Here is a 19717-nt window from a genome sequence, read left to right on the forward strand (position 1 = left end):
GGAAATGCCCTGCCGGCCCCGTAAGCCTACGATCACTCTGGAATGAACGCCGTCAGCGGTATCTGCAACGCGGCAGCGATCCGCTTCAGCTTGGCGGGATCCGTATCCTCGCCGTTCTCGACCTCCTGGATCTCGCTGACGAGGAGGCCGCAGGTGACCGCAAGATCGTCAACGCTGTAGCCGATGGCTTCTCGCGCCGCCCTTATTGCAGCCGAGGCGTTGATTGCGGAAACAGCCTCTGCGTTGGATCTATCCAGATTGTTGAGCGAAATGGACATTAAAGTCTCCTTCTAAAATCACTCTGAATTTACCCCCGCGCGGAAAATGGCATTCTCGATCACATTTTGCAACGCAATATAACCAACATCGGGTGTATCAGGGCGTGCCGGCTTAACTAGGCACTGATTTTTCTGGCAACCTTCGCTTGAGGACGGCAACATACAAACTGGCCGCGCCAGGCGTTCGAGAGCGACTTCATTTCAACCAAAGCGGCTAGTCGAGTGTGCGCCACTTCAAGCGATTTCAGGGTCTTAGCGACAACACGGATGGCGTTGCGAGTTGCACGATGCAGGAGTAGAATCACTGCCGTCGCGGCCCGTCGTGATGATAGAGCAAAACCAGTCATTGACCAATACGGGCGATGCGGCATCGAGCAGGTCCGCCATGTTCAGCAGCGAAATCAGACCGCCAACGATCGGGACTGCCAGCGGGACCGGTGGCCATCCTTATCCGTCGACGAGCCAAGCCGACGTCTTGGCGCTGCTGCCGGATCCTGAAACCGCGAAGATCTGCCTGGACATTGCCGAGGACGCGGCACAGCTCGTGCACGGCAGCATGGCCGCCGTTCACGTCGGGGCGAGGCCACTGGGAATGATCGTCTCTCCGGAGGAGATCGACCTGCAGATGCTGAGGGATCTTGCCGAAGGTACCTCCCTGCAGCGTTTCGAACTGGTCAACCGGATCTTCCACAGCTGGAGACGCGACGGGCCCGACCGCAGAGAGCTGCTCATGGACGATTGCCGCGGCGATCTGGACCGCTGCGTGGCGACCCAATGTCATGAGAGCGCGCTTGTGGTTGCCCCGTGCCATGGCAATTTGGATGCGCGCGACGCCTTCCACGCCATCATCTTCAACGAGCGCAAGCTCGTGCTGGTGCCGCCTCCGGGGAGATATGCCGGGCACCTGTTGGGGCATGTCGTGATCGGCTGGAAGCCGCACCATCATGCAAGAAGTGCGGTGGTCGCAGCGAAGCGCTGGCTGACAGCCGCCGAGCGCATCACCGTTCTCTGCGTCAACGACACCGCCGACGGCACCTACCAGGCTACGGCAAGGGAACTTCTGGCTGAGCTCGGGCTTCAGGCCGATTTCGTTGCGCTGAGGTCCGAAAACCGATCGGTCGGCGAAACCATCTTGAATTTCGCGCGGTCGGAGCGCGCGACCTGCCTGCTGATCGGCGCCTTCAGGCATAGCTATTTTCTGGAGCTGCTCCTCGGCCGCGTCACCCGCTACGTGCTCTCGCGCGCAACGATACCGCTGATGATGAAGCATTGAGGACTGGTGGTATGCAACCGCGCGACGCCGTTCCAGAAGACCATCGCTTATTGCCTGCACATGACGGACTGCCGAAGTCACAGCTTCATCAAGCTAGTATTACGACATCATCGCGGCATTCAGTTCCTGTTCGGCTATCACTTCGCAGAGGATCGAATTTTATGCTTCTGGTCGCTCCAGCGGCACGTAATGTCCGCATTCAGGGATAATGTGCAGCCGACCGTGTTGAGCCATCTTGGCCTGTTTGGCGCTGATTTTGGGCCCCGGTGCGACGTCCTCTTCTCCCGTGACGACGATAACCGGGCGTGGAAAGGTCGAAAGTACATGATCTCGGCTCGGGCGCGTATGGAAAACAGTGACGCCACGCGCCACGTCTTCCAGGGGTTGAAGCATCGCCATGCGCTTTGCTTCACCGATTGCCTGAGGCGAGGCTTTTGCTGCAAACAGCGGCTCCCAATAAAGGTACCACGCGGTTTCGAGGCCCTTTTCGCGCAGTGTTTCGAGAGCCGAACCATGATACACCGGGTCCAATCGTCGCCATGCCTTGGTTCCAATCAGAACCAGAGCCGCGACGCGGTCAGGGGCAAGAGCGGCAACCTCCAACGCGCAAGATCCCCCAACAGAACAACCAACGACGATCAGGCGGTTGCCTTTCGCCAGCGCCAAAGCTTCGGCCGCCCATCCTTCGATACGGTCCCCATGCGAGTAGAGCGTGGGCGCGTAGGTCGCACCCGGCAAGAGTTCCATCTGATTGACCCACATGGCTCCATTCAAGGGAAGCGCATGTAGCAACAGCAACTCGGCTTCTGAGCTGTTTTCATGCGATCTCCTTTGCCGCGGCTGCTCAGAATAGGTTGCGGCCATCGCTCCGTGGATCGCTGGTTACATGATGCTGAACGTACAGGTCGGAGCGAGCCTTTCGCCGCCACGGCCGCGCGGGATCCTCTGGATCAGTCCGGATATCCGCAACGGCGATAGCCGGTGCTCCATCTGAAGAGCATTGCACGGCCCATTGGCCATCGGGAGCGGCTATTCCAGATGGGGCTGTCACACTTTGCGGAGAGTGGGCGGAGTAGCTGACCCAGTATCTATTGCTGGCTGCATGCCCCAACACCTCTGCTGCGAAAGGCGGCGCAGCGGAAGGGCTCTCCCCTGAGGTCGAGAACAGTACACAGTCTACATCGAGCCCCTCGTACTCAATGAATATTTCTGGGTAATGCGACTCCATGCCGAGCGCGCTGCCGAAACGGACACCATCAATCTCGAAGGTCACCGGCGCTTTTCCCGGCGAATACATGAACGAGATCTTCGTATTCGACAGCAGACGTTCATCGTAGCGCGTCACCAGCTCTCCGCGATCGGAGAGAACATATAAGCTGTTATGCGGCCGGTGGGGTGGAGTGAGCAAATGCACCGAACCCAATACCGTCCATAGCTCAAGGTCCCTCGCAAGCCTTCTTGTCACTTCCAGTTCCTCGCGCAGAACCTCCCATTCAAACCGGGTCCAGTCAGAAGGGCCGATTTCTTTGGGGCCGATTTCAGACATGATGCGTTTATTCGGCCAGCAGGTTGTACCCTCGGGGAAGTGGATAAGCCGCGCGCCAGCCTTCTGCGCATTGCGCATCAAGCGCCGCATTTCTGCTCCGCTGGCACGAAGCGCAGTCATATCGCGGGGGTCATTGAAAAGCGACGTTTGCGCTACAGCCAACCGCACTGATTTTGGCTCAGGACGGTCGGGCACCGTTTGGCGAAGATGTCTGAGGGCTGCGGTGTAGGACTCGCCTGTTTTGGCCGCGCGAGCGCGTACACGACGTTTGAGATTTCCGTTCTGCGTCATTGTCAGGCCTTTCACGTCCCGGACGCAAGTCCCCCAGCAACGACGCCCGAAACGATCGGACCAAGATAGCGACCCAAGACTGCAGTCCCTTTGCCTCCGTTTAAGACCATGCTGGGGAAGGTCTTTGGAGGTTGTGCGCGGGTCACGCCAGAAAAGGATGTCGATCAGATCTCGATTCGTCAAGGCGTCGCAAATACCCTGAGTTTTTCGGGTTTTGCGCCTGATATTCGAGGGGTGGTATCCGCAACGGCTGGAAATGCCGGGACCCTGGACCAAGGACGTCGCTTGCGGAATCCGCACAGCCGGTCGGAGCACTAAAAGCCCCAACAATTGTCTATCAGGAACACGCCAAATGTTCCATGCGTCTTCCAAAGCGGCGTTCTCGGCATAGCTGCCTCGCGGAGCGAGCGATCCTACCAAGCTTGTGATTTTATCGTGGAAGAAATGGTACGGTTGGGGGGTCTCGAACCTCCGACCTCAGGTGCCACAAACCTGCGCTCTAACCAACTGAGCTACAACCGCACAATCGCGCTTGGCGCGACGGGGCTCACATACGAGGACTTGAAAATTAATTCAAGCCCTATCTCCCCTCTATATACAAAAAGGCCGGACAAACGGTCCAGCCTTTTGTTGTCTCGGGGGTAGGATCATGCAGCCTTGAAAGTCGCAATGACCTTTTCAGCGGCTTCCTTGGAAGGCTGGGCAAGCTTCTCGGCAACCTGCTTGGAGGTTTCCTGCATCGCCTTTGCCTGCTCGATCGTCAGCTCCGCCTGCTTGCGCAGGAAGGTTGTCTGAAGTTCGAAGAATTCGGCAACGGACTTGACGGACAGCAGTGCGTCGAGGTGCGTCAGGGAATTCTCGGCATTGGTGCGTAGGGCGTCGATCGCCTTGTGGCCGATTTCGGCAGCACCAGCCTGTGCGGTCTGCACAGTGGTTTCAAGCGTCTTGCTGGCTTCTTCGCCTGCAGCCTTCATCTTGGCAAAGGCGTCGCGGGACTGCTGCGCGCCCTTTTCAGCGAAATCGCGGAACGAGTCAGCGAATTTCGAAGGGTCCAAAGAAGAGATAGAGAAAACGTCGTCGATCTTCGCCACGGTTTTGCGCTCCTTGTGTCTCGGCATAAGTGATTGCCTCGTTCGTTCGGTCGCTATTATATAGACGAGTTTATTGTGCATTGCAACATATTTGTGCGACGCACAAGGCGTTAACCTTTCCAGCCGAATCCCGGCCTGTCTGCTGGACCCTTTTCCGGCCTGTCGTTATTAATAGACCGTTAATTCGCCAATCTCCGAAGACTAAAGGTTCAATCATGCCCGCAGTCCAGTACCCGTTCATCGATATCGCCGTGCATCCCCGCGTGCGCGAGCGTTTCTCGCGTGGCGACGCGCTGGTGCTGTTCTCGGCAGACCTCTCCCGCGCGCTTTGGGCGAACGGTGCCGGGGCGGAGCTGTTTGGACAATCGGCCGTCTATGACCTGCTGGAGCAGGGCATCACGCGAACCGACATCACCTTCCGGCAGCTGGAAGCAACGGCCCGCCCGCTGGCCGCCGTCGGCGACAGCCGCAACTTCATGATCCGCATCGCACAGGGCTTTCAGCGCATTCCGGCGCAGGCGACGGTTGAATTGATTGGCCTATCATCCGGCGAACAGGCAATCCTGGTGTCCCTGCCCCTCTCGTCCAGCCCTCCCTCCACGGGGGAATCGGCCGCACAGATGCTGAAGGGGCTCGACGATCCGGACACCCACATGGCCGTGATCGGCGGCGAAGGCGAGATCATCGCGGCATCGGCGGGCTTCGCCTCGCTCGGTGTGACCAGGCAGACGGCGAAGGCGCTGACGACGCTCGCGGCAGAGCATCCGCATGGATTGGTGAAACGCCCGGTCGCGACCGGCAAGGGCTACCTTCCGGCCGCTATCGGGCGAATCAGCGACAACCCTGCCCTCAACCTTCTGTTTGCCGTCGAGACCGTTCTCGGGAGGCTCGACCCGCTCGACGAGCCTGACTTATCCACAACCGCCGTTAACCATACTGCTGCGCCGACGGCTCCTGCCTTTGCCGACGCGATCGATGCCATCGCGGGGATCGAGGACCTTGAGGACGCGCCCGAGGACAGCAGCGCCGCCGATACGGATGCCGCGGAAACGTCTGCAATTGCCGAGGAGGCATTGGAAGCCGAGCCGCTGCCCGAAGACACCGAGGCGGACCAGCCGTCTGACATCGATTGGAGTCAATCGACTTCAGTTCAGCCGGCCGGCCATGATGAGGCGGAGCTGTTCGACGAGCCGGAGACGGAGATCGCGCCAGAGCCCCTGGTGGAAAGCTCTGCTGCCGAAGCCGCCGACGCACCGATCRTCGACTCTCCGGACGTTCCTGACGACGCTGCCCCTCAGACGGAAGAAGCAATCACGGGGGCCACTCACCACAGCCCGTCCGCAACCGCCGAGGAACCGGCGCCGGCAACTGACACCGCAGACAACGGCGAATTCGTCTTCAACCCGAACAGCCGGGCGACCCGTTTCGTCTGGAAGATCGACGCGGCGGGACGCTTCAGCGAGGTTTCCGGCGAATTTGCGGAGGCGGTCGGCCCGCATTCCGCCGATATCATCGGCGTCGCCTTCAGCGATATCGCTGCGCTATTCAACCTTGATCAGGAAGGCAAGATCGCAGAAGCGCTGGCGCGCCGCGATACTTGGTCCGGCAAGACGATCAACTGGCCAATAGAGGGAACAAGCCTCGCCGTACCGGTCGATCTTGCCGCCCTGCCGACCTACACGCGAAGCCGGGAATTTGACGGTTTTCGCGGCTTCGGGGTCGTTCGCCTGTCGGACGCTGCGGAAGATCCACTGGCGCTCGGCCTGACATTCGGCCCGCATAGCATCGCCTCCGACACGGCCGCGGTCGATGAGCCGGCCGATCTGCCTGAAGAGGAGACGATCGCGCCTGAGGAACAGCAAGCCGCCACTCCAGCTGCATCCGAGAGCGCGGAGCACGAGGCGGAAGAACTTCCGGCCGACGAGGTGGCAATCACGGCGAGTGAACCTGCGGGGACGGCGGCCGTCGAGCCCGGGCCGGCGTTGCCGCTTCCCGAGCCAGCGCTACCGCGCGCCGAGCCTCCTGTATTGCGGCTTGTCGAGGGCCCGAGCCGCCGTTTGACCGACAAGATCGTTCAGCTCCATGGTGCCGGACCGAGCCTTACATCTGCCGAACAGGCGAATTTCCACGAGATCGCCAAGCGCCTTGAAGCCTTCGGCGTGCGAACCGATGACGAAGCGACGCCCAGCGGCGGCGTGATACAGGAGGAGCCCGCGGCAGCGGTCGAGCCCGATGCGTCCGCGGAGGAGGTCATCGAACAGACTGCGCAGGAGGCAGACGAAGCGAAGGCGATACCGGAAACAGAGGCCACCTTGCCCTCCCCGGCGGAGGCGCCCGCCGATGAAGACGTCACCGAAGGCCTTGAAGAAACCGTCAGCCAGATGGACATACTGGCGAGTTTCATTCCTCCCCGGGTGAAGATGACCGACGGCTTTTCCGCCAGGATGATCGACCAGCTCCCGGTCGCCGTTCTCATCCATGCCGGCGACCAGCTGATCCATGCAAATCCGGAATTCATGCGACTGACCGGCTATTCGTCGCTGGAAGACCTTTCCGACGTCGGCGGCCTCGACGCGCTGCTGCAGCGACATGAACTTGAAGAGAAAGCCGGGCGCCCGGGCGCGATGATGCTCGTCACCGTCGACGACAAGCTCGTTCCGGTCTCTGCAAGGCTACAATCCATTCGCTGGGAAGAGTCGAGCGCGCTCATGCTTGCGCTGATGCCGGTCGAAAACGACGCCTTGGTTCCTGCCCGCGATTTGTCCCCGGCAGAGTCGCGCACCGCCGACCGGATGATCGAGAAAGTTGCCAAGCTGCAGGTCGAGGTCGAGGAACTGCGGTCGATCCTGGAAACGGCAACCGACGGTGTCGTCGTGATCGGTGCCGAAGGCGACATCCGCTCGATGAACCGGTCGGCGAGCGCGCTTTTCAACTACGACGAGGAGGAGACCCGCGGCAAACCTTTCGTCATGCTGTTTGCCCATGAGAGCCAGAAGGCCGTGCTCGACTACCTGAACGGCCTTTCCGGCCATGGCGTCGCCAGCGTGCTCAACGATGGCCGCGAAGTGATCGGCCGCGAGGCAGCGGGCGGTTTCGTGCCGCTGTTCATGACGATGGGCCGCCTGACCTCCTCCAGCGGCTATTGCGCCGTCATCCGCGACATTACCCAGTGGAAGCGCACGGAGGACGAGTTGCGCGGCGCCAAGAGCGCTGCGGAGACCGCCAATGCGCACAAGACCGACTTCCTCGCCCGCGTCAGCCACGAGATCCGGACCCCGCTCAATGCCATCATCGGCTTCTCCGACATGATGGCCGGCGAGCGCTTCGGGCCGATCGGGCATCCGCGCTACGTGGAATATGCAAACGACATCGGTCGTTCGGGTCGGCACGTTCTCGACATCGTCAACGATCTGCTCGACATTTCAAAGATCGAAGCCGGTGAGATGGATCTGGATTTCGGAGCCATCAGCCTCAACGAGGCGATTTCCGAGGCCGTGGCCCTGCTGCAGCCGCAGGCCAATAGCCAGCGCGTGATCATCCGCACGGCTCTGTCGCACGCCGTCCCCGACGTCGTCGCAGACTTGCGCTCCATCAAGCAGATCGCCTTGAACATCCTCTCGAATTCGATCCGCTTCACCCCATCGGGCGGCCAGATCGTCGTGTCGACGTCTTACGAAACGAACGGAAGCGTCGTGCTTCGCATCCGCGACACCGGTGTGGGCATGACACGCAGCGAGCTCGACCAAGCGATGAAGCCCTTCCGCCAGGTCTCGACGCAATCGCGCCATCGAGGTGAAGGCACTGGCCTCGGCCTGCCGCTGACCAAGGCAATGGTCGATGCCAACCGGGCGATCTTCGCGATCAGCTCGACGCCGAACGAAGGCACGCTTGTGGAAATTGCATTTCCCTCACAGCGGGTACTGGCGGTCTGAACGAAAAAAGGCAGCCCCGGGGGCTGCCTAAGAGTTGGGTGCTGTTCAACAAGGGCTTAGTCGATCTAACATCATGTTTCGGGAGCCAGAGCTCCAAGCTGCCTCGTTCATATGCAGCCCCAAGGTACGTTCACCTTTGACAAAGGTTTATTAACGAAAGGTTGCCGGACAAGGGAATCTCTCGAAGGTAAAAGATTGTAGTTTTGCTACGATTTTAGCGGTTTCAAACGCGCAACTCCTCAATCCCTGCAAAGAGTTCAAGAGCCTCTGGGTTGGCCAGCGCCTCTCTGTTCTTCACCGGCCGTCCATGCACGATTTCGCGAACCGCAAGTTCGACGATCTTGCCAGACTTGGTGCGCGGAATGTCACCGACAGCGATGATCTTGGCCGGCACGTGGCGCGGCGAGGCGCCGGTGCGGATGCGCGTCTTGATGGCTTTTGCGAGATCGTCGGTCAACGAGACGCCCGGTGCGAGGCGGACGAAGAGTACGACGCGCACGTCGTCGTCCCACTCCTGGCCGATGCAGAGCGCCTCTGCGATCTCGTCCATCTGCTCGACCTGATTGTAGATCTCCGCCGTCCCGATCCGCACGCCGCCCGGATTGAGCGTTGCATCGGAACGACCATGGATGACGATGCCGTCATGTTCGGTCCACTCGGCGAAATCACCGTGGCACCAAACATTTTCGAACCGCTCGAAATATGCCGCGCGGTATTTTGCACCGCTGGGGTCATTCCAGAACATGACGGGCATTGCGGGGAAGGCCTTGGTGCAAACGAGCTCGCCTTTTTCGTGGCGTACCGACCTGCCTTCGTCGTTCCACACGTCGATGGCAAGGCCCAGGCCGGGTCCCTGTATCTCACCGCGCCAGACCGGCTGCAGCGGATTGCCGAGAACGAAGCAGGAGACGATGTCGGTGCCGCCCGAAATCGAGGCCAGTTGCACATCCTCCTTGATATCCTCGTAGACGAAGGAGAATCCCTCCGGCGACAGGGGGGAACCCGTGGAGGTCATCAGCCGGAGGCTGGAGAGATCGTGCGTGGTGCGCGGTGTTAGCCCGCCTTTGCGCAGGGCATCGATATACTTCGCCGACGTGCCGAACACCGCAAATTTCTCGTCCTGAGCATAGTCGAAAAGCACGTTGCCGTCCGGTGCGAAGGGCGAGCCGTCGAACAGGCAAAGCGTCGCGCCGACTGCCAGGCCGCTTACCAGCCAATTCCACATCATCCAGCCGCAGGTGGTGAAGTAGAACAGCTTCTCGCCGGGCTGCAGGCCGCAATGCAGGCGATGTTCCTTCAGGTGCTGCAACAGGGTGCCGCCGGCAGAGTGGACGATGCACTTCGGCACACCGGTCGTTCCAGAGGAAAACAGGATGTAGAGCGGATGCGAAAACGGCAGGGGTGCGAACTCAACGGGTCTCGCCGTGAAGGGGGCGATGAAATCCATAAGCGTCGCCGCGCGTGGCGTATCGCGCGCAACGGCCGTCACATCGCCGGAATAGTGGACGACGACGCAAGGACAGCCGAGGCTCGCCGTCACCGCCGTCACCTTCGCCTTCACATCCTGCAGCTTGCCGCCGTACCAATAGGCATCGCAGGCGACCAAGAGCTTGGGCTCGATCTGGCCGAAACGATCGAGGACACCCTGCTCGCCGAAATCGGGAGAGCAGGACGACCAGATCGCGCCGATCGAGGCGGCCGCGAGCATGAATGCCACCGTCTCGGGCAAGTTCGGCATCATGGCAGCGACACGATCCCCCGGGCCGATGCCTTGTGTGCGCAACGCCTGCTGAAGCCTGGAGACGAGATTGCGCAGCCGATCCCAGGACCAGCGGTCGGCGACCTTATCCTCACCGCGGAAAATAATGGCTTCGCCCGCGCCTTCGCCGGACAGCAGGTTCTCGGCGAAGTTCAATGTCGCGTCAGGGAAAAAGCGTGCATCGAGCATCGCATCGCCATCGACCAGGGCGCGGGCGCCGCGGTCACCCCTGACGTCGCAGAAATCCCAAATGGCTGTCCAGAAACTCTCCCGCTCGGCGACCGACCATGCATGCAGATCGGCATAGCTCGACAGTGAAAGCCCGAAATTGCGATTGCATGCCTGCATGAAGTGATAGATGGGGCTTGCCTCAATCGAGGCTCGCGAAGGCGTCCAAAGTGGCCTATCGTTACGCATGCAAAACATCTCCCATTCTATGCCTATATAGTATGCCACAGCGCCTGTAAGGTCGTAACCAGAGCATGGTCAGCTGCCGATTTGCAAGTACCCCACATTTGATATATCCGGCATTTCAGTACATTAACGGGCGAGCGCCGAAAGACGGACGAAACTCATGGGCACGTCTCGACAACCGCGGTGGCGGAGAAAAATCAGGCCCGTCGCCCGCTGGTTGCCGGGCATTGCGAGACTTGCAACAATCTCATTGATCGTCCTGCTCACGACCTTTGTCGCCCTTCGCGTCGCGGGCCCCTATCTCATTTCGACAAACCTCGTTCGTTCGGGCATCGAGGACGCGCTTTCCAAATGGATCGGCTACAACGCAGAGATCGCCGGTAAACCGGTTGTCGAATTCTGGCCGACCCCGCGTATCACGCTCAGCGATATTTCGGTTCGACAGAAGAGCGGCGACCAGAAGCGGCTCGGAACGATCGAGAGCCTTTCGGCCGAATTCAACCTGATCGATGCGATCAGGGGAAAGGCGAGCTTCCACGAGTTCCACCTACTGCGTCCCCACCTACTGCTGACCCGCGAAAGCAGTGGCATGATCGACTGGACCAACGAAGGGCTATTGGCCAAGGCTATTGCTGGAGCAGACGAGAAGAGCGGCGAAGAGGTGCTCCTCAAGGAACTCGACGCGGAGATCGGCACCATCACGGTCGAAGACGGCACGCTCGACGTCACCGACGTTGCCAGCGGCAGGACCTATCGGTTCGATGGCGTCACCGCCGACATCAGCTGGCCAAGACTATCGAATCCGATCAGCGCCATTCTGATCGCCCGGACAAACGGCCTGGACCTGAAGCTCGACTTTGCCTCTCGTAGCCCGCTGCTGATCTTCGGCGGCAGAAGCGCGCCGCTCAAGGCCTCGCTGACGTCCAACCTGCTGACGGCACGTTTCGACGGGTTGGCGAATATCGCCCACCTCTTCGACCTGTCGGGCGTGATGGCGCTCGGCATTCCCGATCTGCCGGCTTTGTTGACCTGGTCTGGCAGGTCGCTGCCCGGTATACCCACTTTGAAGGCATTTTCTCTCGAGAGCGACATCGTGTCGGCCGCAAACGGATTTCGCTTCGACAATGTCAGCCTCGGCATGAACGGGGCGAGCGCGCGAGGCGTGATGGACGTGACGTTTGCACCCGGCAAACGGCCGAAACTCGGTGGCACACTTGCGTTCGACCAAATGAACTTCAAGTCGCTTTTCGACGCTTTCGCCCTGCGTCTCGCAGCCGGCGAGGACAACGGGCCGCCTGACGGCGGTGCACTGCAGAAGCTGGATCTCGACCTCAGGCTTTCCGCTAGAAAGGGCGACATCGAGCCCTTCGCGCTATCGGATGTCGGCGCAAGCATCATCGTCTCCAGCAACGAGGCGAAATTCGACATCGGCGACAGCCAGTTCGAGGGCGGCGCGCTCACCGCTCATCTGGAGGCGATGCGTGGCGATTTCGATGGCGGCGGAAAGCTTCAGGTGTCGATCCGGGGTGCGAACTTTGCCAACCTGATCGAACGTCTGCAGCTTAAGGGGCCGCTGCCCCTTGCCACCGGCTCGCTCGATCTATCGGTACGCACAGTCCTGCCGCTATGGAAAACCGGCCCCGCCGATCTGAAAGGCACGATTGGCTTCCACGCACTTTCAGGGTCGCTTCCGGGCTTTGACGCGGAAGCCGTGCGTACTGAAGCTGCGAAGGGCGCATTCTTCGCGCTGAGTGCCGTCTCGCATCGGGCTTTTGCTTTCGACACGTTCGACATCAACGCCGATCTTGCCGACGGCACAGCGGAGATACGCAGCGGCAGCATCGAAGGTCCCGCGGAGACGATCACTTTGTCCGGGGTCATTCCTTACAAATCCAGCGGACTGGCCCTGTCCGGCAAGATCGAGGCTACCGATCCCGCAAAGACGGCAGACTTTCCGCCATTGCCGTTCTTCGTCGGAGGTTCCTGGCCCGATCCTGTTCTCTCGACCATGCCCGTCGGTCATCGGGATGCTCCGCGATAATCACGGGGCGTTGGCTGCAGCCCGTTCGTCGCGCTCCCGCTGCAGCTCGCGCCGCTTGGTCACCGTTGAGGCGCAAATGACCCCGACCGTGACAACCCCGATCAGAAGCGTGCAGACGGCGTTGATCTCCGGCGTCACGCCGAGGCGCACCTGGCTGTAGATTTTCATCGGCAGCGTTGTGGCCCCGGGACCCGAAGTGAAGCTCGCGATCACGAGATCATCGAGTGACAGGGTGAAGGCGAGGATCCAGCCGGATAGTACTGCCGGCGCGATGATCGGCAACGTCACCTCGAAAAAAGTACGGACAGGCGGCGCACCGAGATCCATCGCGGCCTCCTCGATCGACCGATCGAAACTCATGAGGCGCGACTGCACCACGACGGCCACGAAACACATGGTAAGCGTCGTGTGCGCCAGGGTGATGGTCCAGAAGCCGCGATCGAGGCCGATCGCGACGAAGAGCAGCAGCAGCGACAGCCCGGTGATCACTTCTGGCATGACGAGCGGCGCATAGACCATGCCCGAAAAGAGCATTCGGCCACGGAAGCGGGTGTAACGCACCAGCGTCAGAGCCGCCAGGGTGCCGAGGATCGTCGCGGCAGTGGCCGAGAGGATGCCCACCCGTACCGTCACCCAGGCAGCATCGAGCAGGGCCTGGTTGTGGAAAAGCGACGCGTACCACTTTGTCGAAAAACCACCCCATACCGTGACGAGTTTCGACTCGTTGAACGAAAACACGACGAGCAGGACGATCGGCAGGTACAGGAAGGCAAAGCCGAGTGCGACGGAGGCGATGTTGAAACGGGTCCATTTCAGCATGGTCTACTTCCCCTGCTCATCGGCTTTGGCTTGCACATTCTGGAAGAAGACGATCGGGATCACCAGGATCAAGAGCAGGATCGTCGCCACCGCCGAGGAGACGGGCCAGTCGCGGTTGGAATTGAATTCGTTCCACAGCGTCTTGCCGATCATCAGCGTTTGAGATCCGCCGAGCAGGTCGGGAATGACGAATTCGCCGACGGCGGGAATGAACACCAGCATGCAGCCGGCCACGACACCCGGAAGCGAGAGTGGGAAGGTCACGCGCCAGAAGGCGGTGATCGGCGGGCAGCCGAGATCCTGCGCGGCCTCGATCAGCGTGCCGTCCATCTTTTCCAGCGAGGAATAGAGCGGCAGCACCATGAATGGCAGGTAGGAATAGACGATGCCGATGTAGACCGCGACATTGGTATTCAGGATGATCAGTGGACTGTCGATGACATGCAGCGATAGCAACAGCTGGTTCAGCAGGCCTTCCGGCTTGAGGATTGCGATCCAGGCGTAGACGCGGATCAGAAAGCTTGTCCAGAAGGGCAAGATAACCAGCATCAGCAGCGTCGGGCGGATGCTGCGCGGCGCCTGCGCCATCCCGTAGGCGATCGGATAGGCGATCAGCAGCGTCAGGAACGTGGAGATACCGGCAATCACCACACTCGAAATATAGGCGTTGAGGTAGAGCGGATCGTCGATGAGGTAGCTGTAGTTATCGAACGACAGGGTCGCCATCTTCTGCCAGATGCCGGCCCAGCCGTCGGCAAGCGAGAAGGCCGGCTCGTAGGGCGGCATTGAGATCGCCGTCGTCGACAGCGAAATGCGGAAAACGATGAAGAACGGCGCCAGGAAGAAAAGTAGCAGCCAGACGTAGGGAACGATGATGACGAGGCGATTGTAAATGGTGGAACCGAGTTTGCCCATGTTTCAATCCTTGAGCAGGACGCCGGCATCCTCGGCGAAGGTGATCCAGACTTCCTGATCATAGGTGAACGGGTCGTCGACGGCACGCTGGGCATTCAGCTGCGATGCCTTCACCACTTTGCCGCTCTTCAGCTTCACATGGAAAACCGTCATGTCGCCGAGATAACCGATGTCCCAAAGCTCGCCGGATGCGGCGTTGACGGCGGGATTTGCCGGCGGCGTGCGGGTCACCCTCATCTTTTCCGGACGGATGGCGAAGCCTGCCGTGCTGCCCACAGGCGGCGCATCGCCGGCGGCAACCTTGATCGAAAAGCCGCTGTCCACTGCGATCTCGGTATTGCCGTTGCTTGCGGAGGTCACCTTGCCGTCGAAGATATTCACATCGCCGATGAAGTCGGCAACGAAGCGCGAGTTCGGCGCCTCGTAGATTTCGGCAGGCGTCGCAACCTGAATGACCTTGCCGTGGCTCATGACGGCGATGCGGTCGGCCATGGTCATGGCCTCTTCCTGGTCATGGGTGACGACGACGAAGGTGAGACCAAGGTTTTGCTGCAGATCCATCAGTTCGAACTGCGTTTCCTCGCGCAGTTTCTTGTCGAGCGCGCCGAGCGGCTCGTCCAGAAGCAGCACCTTCGGCTGCTTGGCAAGCGAGCGGGCAAGCGCCACGCGCTGGCGCTGGCCGCCGGAAAGCTGGTTCGGTTTGCGGGAGGCGAACTTCTCCAGCTTGACCATCTTCAGCATCTGCAGCACTCGCTCGCCGATCTCGTCTTTCTGCATGCCGTCCTGGCGCAGGCCGAAGGCAATATTCTTCTCGACGGTCATGTGCGGGAAGAGCGCATAGGACTGGAACATCATGTTGACCGGCCGCTTGTAGGGCGGGGTGCCGGCCAGATCGGTTCCGTCGAGAACGATCTCGCCGGATGTCGGCTGCTCGAAACCGGCAAGCATGCGCAGCAGCGTGGACTTGCCGCAGCCGGACGCGCCAAGCAGTGCGAAGAACTCGCGGTGATAGATATTCAGGGACAGATCATCGACGGCAGTGAAATCGCCGAAGCGCTTGGTGACGTTCTTGACTGAAATAAATGGCTTGGCTGCCGGATCGGCCCAAGGCGCAAACGAACGGCGAATATTGCCGAGTGATTTCATGATTGTTCCCCGAATGACTTGGCTGACCCGGTACGACCGCTTAAAGAAAATGCCCGAACCGGGTGGTTCGGGCAGATCCAGCGTCTTATTGACCGGTCACGACCGTGGTCCACAGCCGCGTTACCACCCTTTGCGCCTTTGCATCGAGTGGCGGAACGGTGAAGAGTTTCGCCATGACCTCAGGTGTCGGATAGATCGCGGTATCGTCGATCACTTCCTTGTCCAGAAGCGGCTGGGACGCCTTGTTGCCGTTCGCATAGAACACGTAGTTCGAGGCCTTGGCGGCGACCTCCGGTTTCATCATGTAGTTGATGAACTCGTGGGCTTCCGCCACGTGCGGTGCATCGGCAGGGATGCCGAACACGTCGAAGAAAATTTGGGCGCCTTGCGAGGGAACCGAGTAGCCGATCGTCACGCCGGCGTTTGCTTCGGACGCCCGGTCGCGAGCCTGGAATACGTCTCCGGAAAAACCAAGAGCGATACAGATGTCGCCGTTTGCGAGCGCGCTGATGTATTCGGACGAGTGGAATTTGCGGACGAAGGGACGGACTGCCATGAGGACATCCTGCGCCTTCTTGAGGTCTGCCGCGTCAGTGCTGTTCGGATTGAGACCGAGATAGGCCAGTACCGATGGGATGACGTCGGTCGGGGAATCCAGCATATAGATGCCGCAGTCCTTGAGCTTGGCCGCCTTGGCAGGATCGAACAACGCATCCCAGTTCGGCTTCTCGTCCGTGCCGAGCGCGGCCTTGACCTTGTCGACATTGTAGCCGATGCCCGTTGTGCCCCACATGTAGTCGACGCTGTACTCATTGCCGGGATCGAAGGATGCGACGCCCTTGGTGACGACGTCCCACATGTTCACCAGGTTCGGCAGCTTGGACTTGTCGAGCTTCTGGTAGACGCCGGCTGCGATCTGACGCTGCATGAAGGATACTGTCGGGACGACCACGTCGTAGCCCGTGCCGCCGGCCAGCAATTTGGCTTCCAGCGTCTCGTTGGAATCGAAGGTGTCGTACACGACCTTGATGCCGGTCTCCTTGGTGAAGTCCTCAAGGATCGAGCTGTCGATATAATCGGACCAGTTGTAGACGTTGACGACACGCTCCTGCGCAACGGACGGCGTGGCCGAAAGCCAGGCCATGATGGCCGCGGCCGCAAGCCTTGCGATTGTTGACCTCATGCTATCTCCTGCTTTTTGTTCGGACATCAGCTTGCTGCGGACGCCATCCCTCTGGTTTTATAAGCAGACTAGAAAGGATTTCCGGAGCCGACAAGCGCAAAATCCTGCAGTCTCAATGATTTCACATTCACTGAAAATCAAAGCTGCTCAGACCGGCAACCATCTCGTCCAGCCCAAGCGGCCGGGTGACCGGCGGCTCGGCACGCGACAGGCAGCCGCGGCGCTCGCAAAGGCGACACGCCGATCCGACAGCAACGACCGGTTGGGCAGAAACCGCCTGGCCGTAGACGGCTCCCTCACCAAGCGACGCATCGCAACCCACCAGCAGGGCTGTCCGCCGAACCCGTTCGCCGAACGGCGCGCCGGGCCCTTCGAGCGTCCGGGCGATGGTAAGATATCGCGCGTCGTCCGGCATCTCGACCACCTCCGCCAGAATCTGTCCCGGCTGAAGAAAAGCGGTATGCACATTCAGCTTCGGACAGTTGCCGCCGAAGCGCACATGCGGGAAGCCCTGCCCGCCTTCCCGCCGTAGCCGATTGCCCGCCGCATCGATCTCCATCAGAAAGAACGGAATCGCGGATCCGCCCGGGCGCTGCAGCATCGTGAGCCGGACGGCGGCCTGCGCGAAGGAAACATTGAACCGGGCGCGAAGGATGTCGATATCGTAGCGTGTTCCCTGGGCAGCCGAGAGAAAGGCAGCGTAGGGCATCGACAGTGCGAGCGCGCCATATCGGCAAAGCTCGAAACGGGCGATCCTCCTGGCCTCGGGCGTGGAGAGCGCCAACCCCTCCAGTTCGCCCAAGATCGCTTCCCGCAACGCCAGTGTCGCAACCTCGAAGGCGACCTCATGCGCCTGGTCAGCAGACGAGAGACGCTCGGAAATGAAGAGCCGCATCGAGTGGCGATCGAAGCGACGTCGCAGATCCGGCATGACATGGACAGGAAGAACGCGAACTCCGATCCCTCGCTCTGCCCGCAACCACTCCTTCAATGCAGAGGCGAGGTCACGCACGTCAGCCAAGGGCGACAGGAAAGCCTCGGCTGCGGCCTCAATGTGCGGGAAATAGCTTGAGCGCCGCTCGAGCACATCGCGAACCTCATCGGAGGGCAGACGCGCACCGGCCAAGGGCAAATGCCCCTCGCCCCCGGTCAGCGAGGTCAGATCGGAAAGGCGCGCCGCCTGCTCCCGATACGCGCGGTACAGCTTGACCATGCCGCTCGCGGCATTGGGTGCTGCTTCCGCGACCTCGACCAGTTCCTGATCGCCGGGCAACTCGCCGATCAGCAGCGGATCGGCAAAAATCTCCTTCAACTGGACCAGACTGCCGCCGCTTTCACTGCGCAACTCTTCGAGATCGACCTTGTAGACCGCCGACAGCTTGAGAAGCAGCTGTACCGTCAAGGGGCGCTGGTTGCGCTCGATCAGGTTGAGGTAGGAGGGAGAGATCTCCAACGCCTCGGCCATGGCCGTCTGAGTGACCCCGAGGCCATTTCGAATTCGTCGAACCTTCGGTCCGGCAAAAATCTTGCGCTCAGCCATGTTACAATCCTTTACAGACTCGCGGAGGTCGGATTTTTACAATTATTGACAACTTTACCGCGGTCATTTGTCAAAGCCTTTGCATCTCAACCCGTTTTGCGGCCCGATTCTGCATCTACCTGTGGTCTTTTCCTGCCGTTTTGTAAATCCTGTCAATCAGCCGATGATAGTCATTTCTGAATGGAGGAACAAATGACAGATTTTGACAAGCTTCACCGCAACGTTCCCGCAGGTCGTTTCGACGGGATCGAGCGCCCCTATTCGGCCGACGACGTCAAACGACTCCGCGGTTCCGTGGAGCTTCGCCATTCGCTCGCCGAGATGGGTGCCAATCGCCTCTGGCAGCTGCTGCATCAGGACGACTTCGTCAATGCGCTTGGCGCGCTTTCGGGTAACCAGGCCATGCAGATGGTTCGCGCCGGGCTGAAGGCGATCTACCTCTCCGGCTGGCAGGTCGCCGCCGATTCCAACACTGCGTCGGCCATGTATCCGGATCAGTCGCTTTATCCGGCAAATGCCGGCCCCGAGCTTGCCAAGCGCATCAACCGGACACTCCAGCGCGCCGATCAGATCGAGACATCTGAGGAGAACGGGCTTTCGGTCGAGACCTGGTTCGCGCCGATCGTAGCCGACGCCGAAGCCGGCTTCGGGGGGCCACTGAATGCCTTCGAGATCATGAAGGCGTATATCGAGGCAGGTGCCGCCGGCGTCCACTTCGAAGACCAGCTGGCATCGGAGAAAAAWTGCGGCCACCTCGGCGGCAAAGTTCTGATTTCGACCGCGGCTCATATCCGCAACCTCGATGCGGCTCGTCTTGCAGCCGATGTCATGGGCGTCCCGACGCTCGTCATCGCCCGGACCGACGCGGAAGCTGCAAAGCTACTGACGTCCGATATCGACGAGCGCGACCAGCCTTTCGTCGACTACGACGCCGGGCGCACGGTGGAGGGCTTCTACCAGGTGCGCAGCGGGCTTGAGCCCTGCATCGCGCGTGCGGTTGCCTATGCGCCGCATTGCGATCTGATCTGGTGCGAGACCTCGAAGCCCGACCTTGAACAGGCTCGCCGGTTTGCCGAGGGCGTGCACAAGGTCCACCCCGGCAAACTGCTCGCCTACAACTGCTCGCCGTCGTTCAACTGGAAGAAGAACCTCGACGACGCGACGATCGCGAAGTTCCAGCAGGAACTCGGCGCGATGGGCTTCAAGTTCCAGTTCATCACGCTGGCCGGTTTCCACCAGCTGAACTTCGGCATGTACGAGCTCGCCCGAGGCTACAAGGACCGTCAGATGGCAGCCTATTCCGAGCTGCAGCAGGCGGAGTTCGCAGCCGAGATCAACGGCTACACGGCGACCAAGCACCAGCGCGAGGTCGGCACCGGCTACTTCGATGCCGTCTCGATGGCGATCACGGGTGGCCGTTCATCGACCACGGCAATGCATGAATCGACAGAGCATGCACAGTTCAAACCAGCAGCAGAATGATCGAACC

At 60.5% G+C, this 19717-nt stretch carries 14 protein-coding genes and 1 tRNA gene; 4 read left to right on the forward strand and 11 right to left on the reverse strand.

Features of this window, described 5'->3' with window-relative positions:
- Window positions 1–32: 32 nt before the first annotated feature.
- Window positions 33–278: a helix-turn-helix domain-containing protein gene (locus tag AC1DMK_RS19205; protein WP_037059595.1), complete on the reverse strand. Its 246-nt coding sequence runs from the start codon at window positions 276–278 to the stop codon at window positions 33–35.
- Window positions 279–663: 385 nt separating this feature from the next.
- Between AC1DMK_RS19205 and AC1DMK_RS19210 the strand changes: the two genes are divergently transcribed.
- Window positions 664–1551 carry a universal stress protein gene (locus tag AC1DMK_RS19210; protein ID WP_037060002.1) on the forward strand — a complete coding sequence of 296 codons (888 nt, stop codon included), beginning with the start codon at window positions 664–666 and terminating at the stop codon, window positions 1549–1551.
- A 159-nt stretch (window positions 1552–1710) separates the two neighbouring features.
- Here the strand turns inward: AC1DMK_RS19210 and AC1DMK_RS19215 are convergent, their stop codons facing one another.
- The 4 genes from AC1DMK_RS19215 to AC1DMK_RS19230 form a co-directional block, all read right to left on the reverse strand.
- Window positions 1711–2415, reverse strand: a complete 705-nt coding sequence (locus AC1DMK_RS19215) for an alpha/beta fold hydrolase (protein ID WP_477861099.1) — start codon at window positions 2413–2415, stop codon at window positions 1711–1713.
- On the reverse strand, window positions 2396–3388 hold the full coding sequence (locus AC1DMK_RS19220; protein WP_477861101.1) for a carbon-nitrogen hydrolase family protein: 993 nt from the start codon (window positions 3386–3388) through the stop codon (window positions 2396–2398). The genes AC1DMK_RS19215 and AC1DMK_RS19220 overlap by 20 nt, the downstream gene beginning before the upstream one ends.
- Before the next feature lie 445 nt (window positions 3389–3833).
- Window positions 3834–3910, reverse strand: a tRNA-His gene (locus AC1DMK_RS19225).
- Between the two features lie 125 nt (window positions 3911–4035).
- Window positions 4036–4479, reverse strand: coding sequence for a phasin (locus AC1DMK_RS19230; protein WP_477861102.1), 444 nt, complete (start codon window positions 4477–4479; stop codon window positions 4036–4038).
- A gap of 215 nt (window positions 4480–4694) precedes the next feature.
- Here AC1DMK_RS19230 and AC1DMK_RS19235 point away from each other — a divergent pair, with 215 nt between their 5' ends.
- Window positions 4695–8411 (forward strand): ATP-binding protein, encoded by a 3717-nt coding sequence (locus AC1DMK_RS19235; protein WP_477861104.1) that lies wholly within the window; start codon window positions 4695–4697, stop codon window positions 8409–8411.
- Between the two features lie 223 nt (window positions 8412–8634).
- Here the strand turns inward: AC1DMK_RS19235 and AC1DMK_RS19240 are convergent, their stop codons facing one another.
- Entirely contained in the window at window positions 8635–10587 is a 1953-nt protein-coding gene (locus AC1DMK_RS19240) for an acetoacetate--CoA ligase (protein ID WP_477861105.1), read from the reverse strand.
- Window positions 10588–10744: 157 nt separating this feature from the next.
- Between AC1DMK_RS19240 and AC1DMK_RS19245 the strand changes: the two genes are divergently transcribed.
- Window positions 10745–12625 carry an AsmA family protein gene (locus AC1DMK_RS19245; RefSeq protein WP_477861107.1) on the forward strand — a complete coding sequence of 627 codons (1881 nt, stop codon included), beginning with the start codon at window positions 10745–10747 and terminating at the stop codon, window positions 12623–12625.
- On the opposite strand, the gene AC1DMK_RS19250 is transcribed toward AC1DMK_RS19245, so the two are convergent.
- The 5 genes from AC1DMK_RS19250 to AC1DMK_RS19270 form a co-directional block, all read right to left on the reverse strand.
- On the reverse strand, window positions 12626–13444 hold the full coding sequence (locus AC1DMK_RS19250) for an ABC transporter permease (protein WP_477861109.1): 819 nt from the start codon (window positions 13442–13444) through the stop codon (window positions 12626–12628).
- 3 nt (window positions 13445–13447) lie between these two features.
- Window positions 13448–14359: an ABC transporter permease subunit gene (locus AC1DMK_RS19255; protein ID WP_477861111.1), complete on the reverse strand. Its 912-nt coding sequence runs from the start codon at window positions 14357–14359 to the stop codon at window positions 13448–13450.
- Window positions 14360–14362: 3 nt separating this feature from the next.
- Window positions 14363–15505 (reverse strand): ABC transporter ATP-binding protein, encoded by a 1143-nt coding sequence (locus tag AC1DMK_RS19260; protein ID WP_477861113.1) that lies wholly within the window; start codon window positions 15503–15505, stop codon window positions 14363–14365.
- 85 nt (window positions 15506–15590) lie between these two features.
- A complete protein-coding gene (locus AC1DMK_RS19265) occupies window positions 15591–16688 on the reverse strand; it encodes a polyamine ABC transporter substrate-binding protein (protein WP_037067307.1) in 1098 nt (365 codons plus the stop codon).
- A 127-nt stretch (window positions 16689–16815) separates the two neighbouring features.
- Window positions 16816–18228 carry a helix-turn-helix domain-containing protein gene (locus AC1DMK_RS19270; RefSeq protein ID WP_477861115.1) on the reverse strand — a complete coding sequence of 471 codons (1413 nt, stop codon included), beginning with the start codon at window positions 18226–18228 and terminating at the stop codon, window positions 16816–16818.
- A gap of 192 nt (window positions 18229–18420) precedes the next feature.
- On the opposite strand from AC1DMK_RS19270, the gene aceA reads away from it, so the two are divergent.
- Window positions 18421–19710, forward strand: coding sequence for an isocitrate lyase (aceA, locus tag AC1DMK_RS19275; RefSeq protein ID WP_477861117.1), 1290 nt, complete (start codon window positions 18421–18423; stop codon window positions 19708–19710).
- Window positions 19711–19717: the final 7 nt, after the last annotated feature.

This window comes from Rhizobium sp. 05L419, assembly GCF_056397845.1.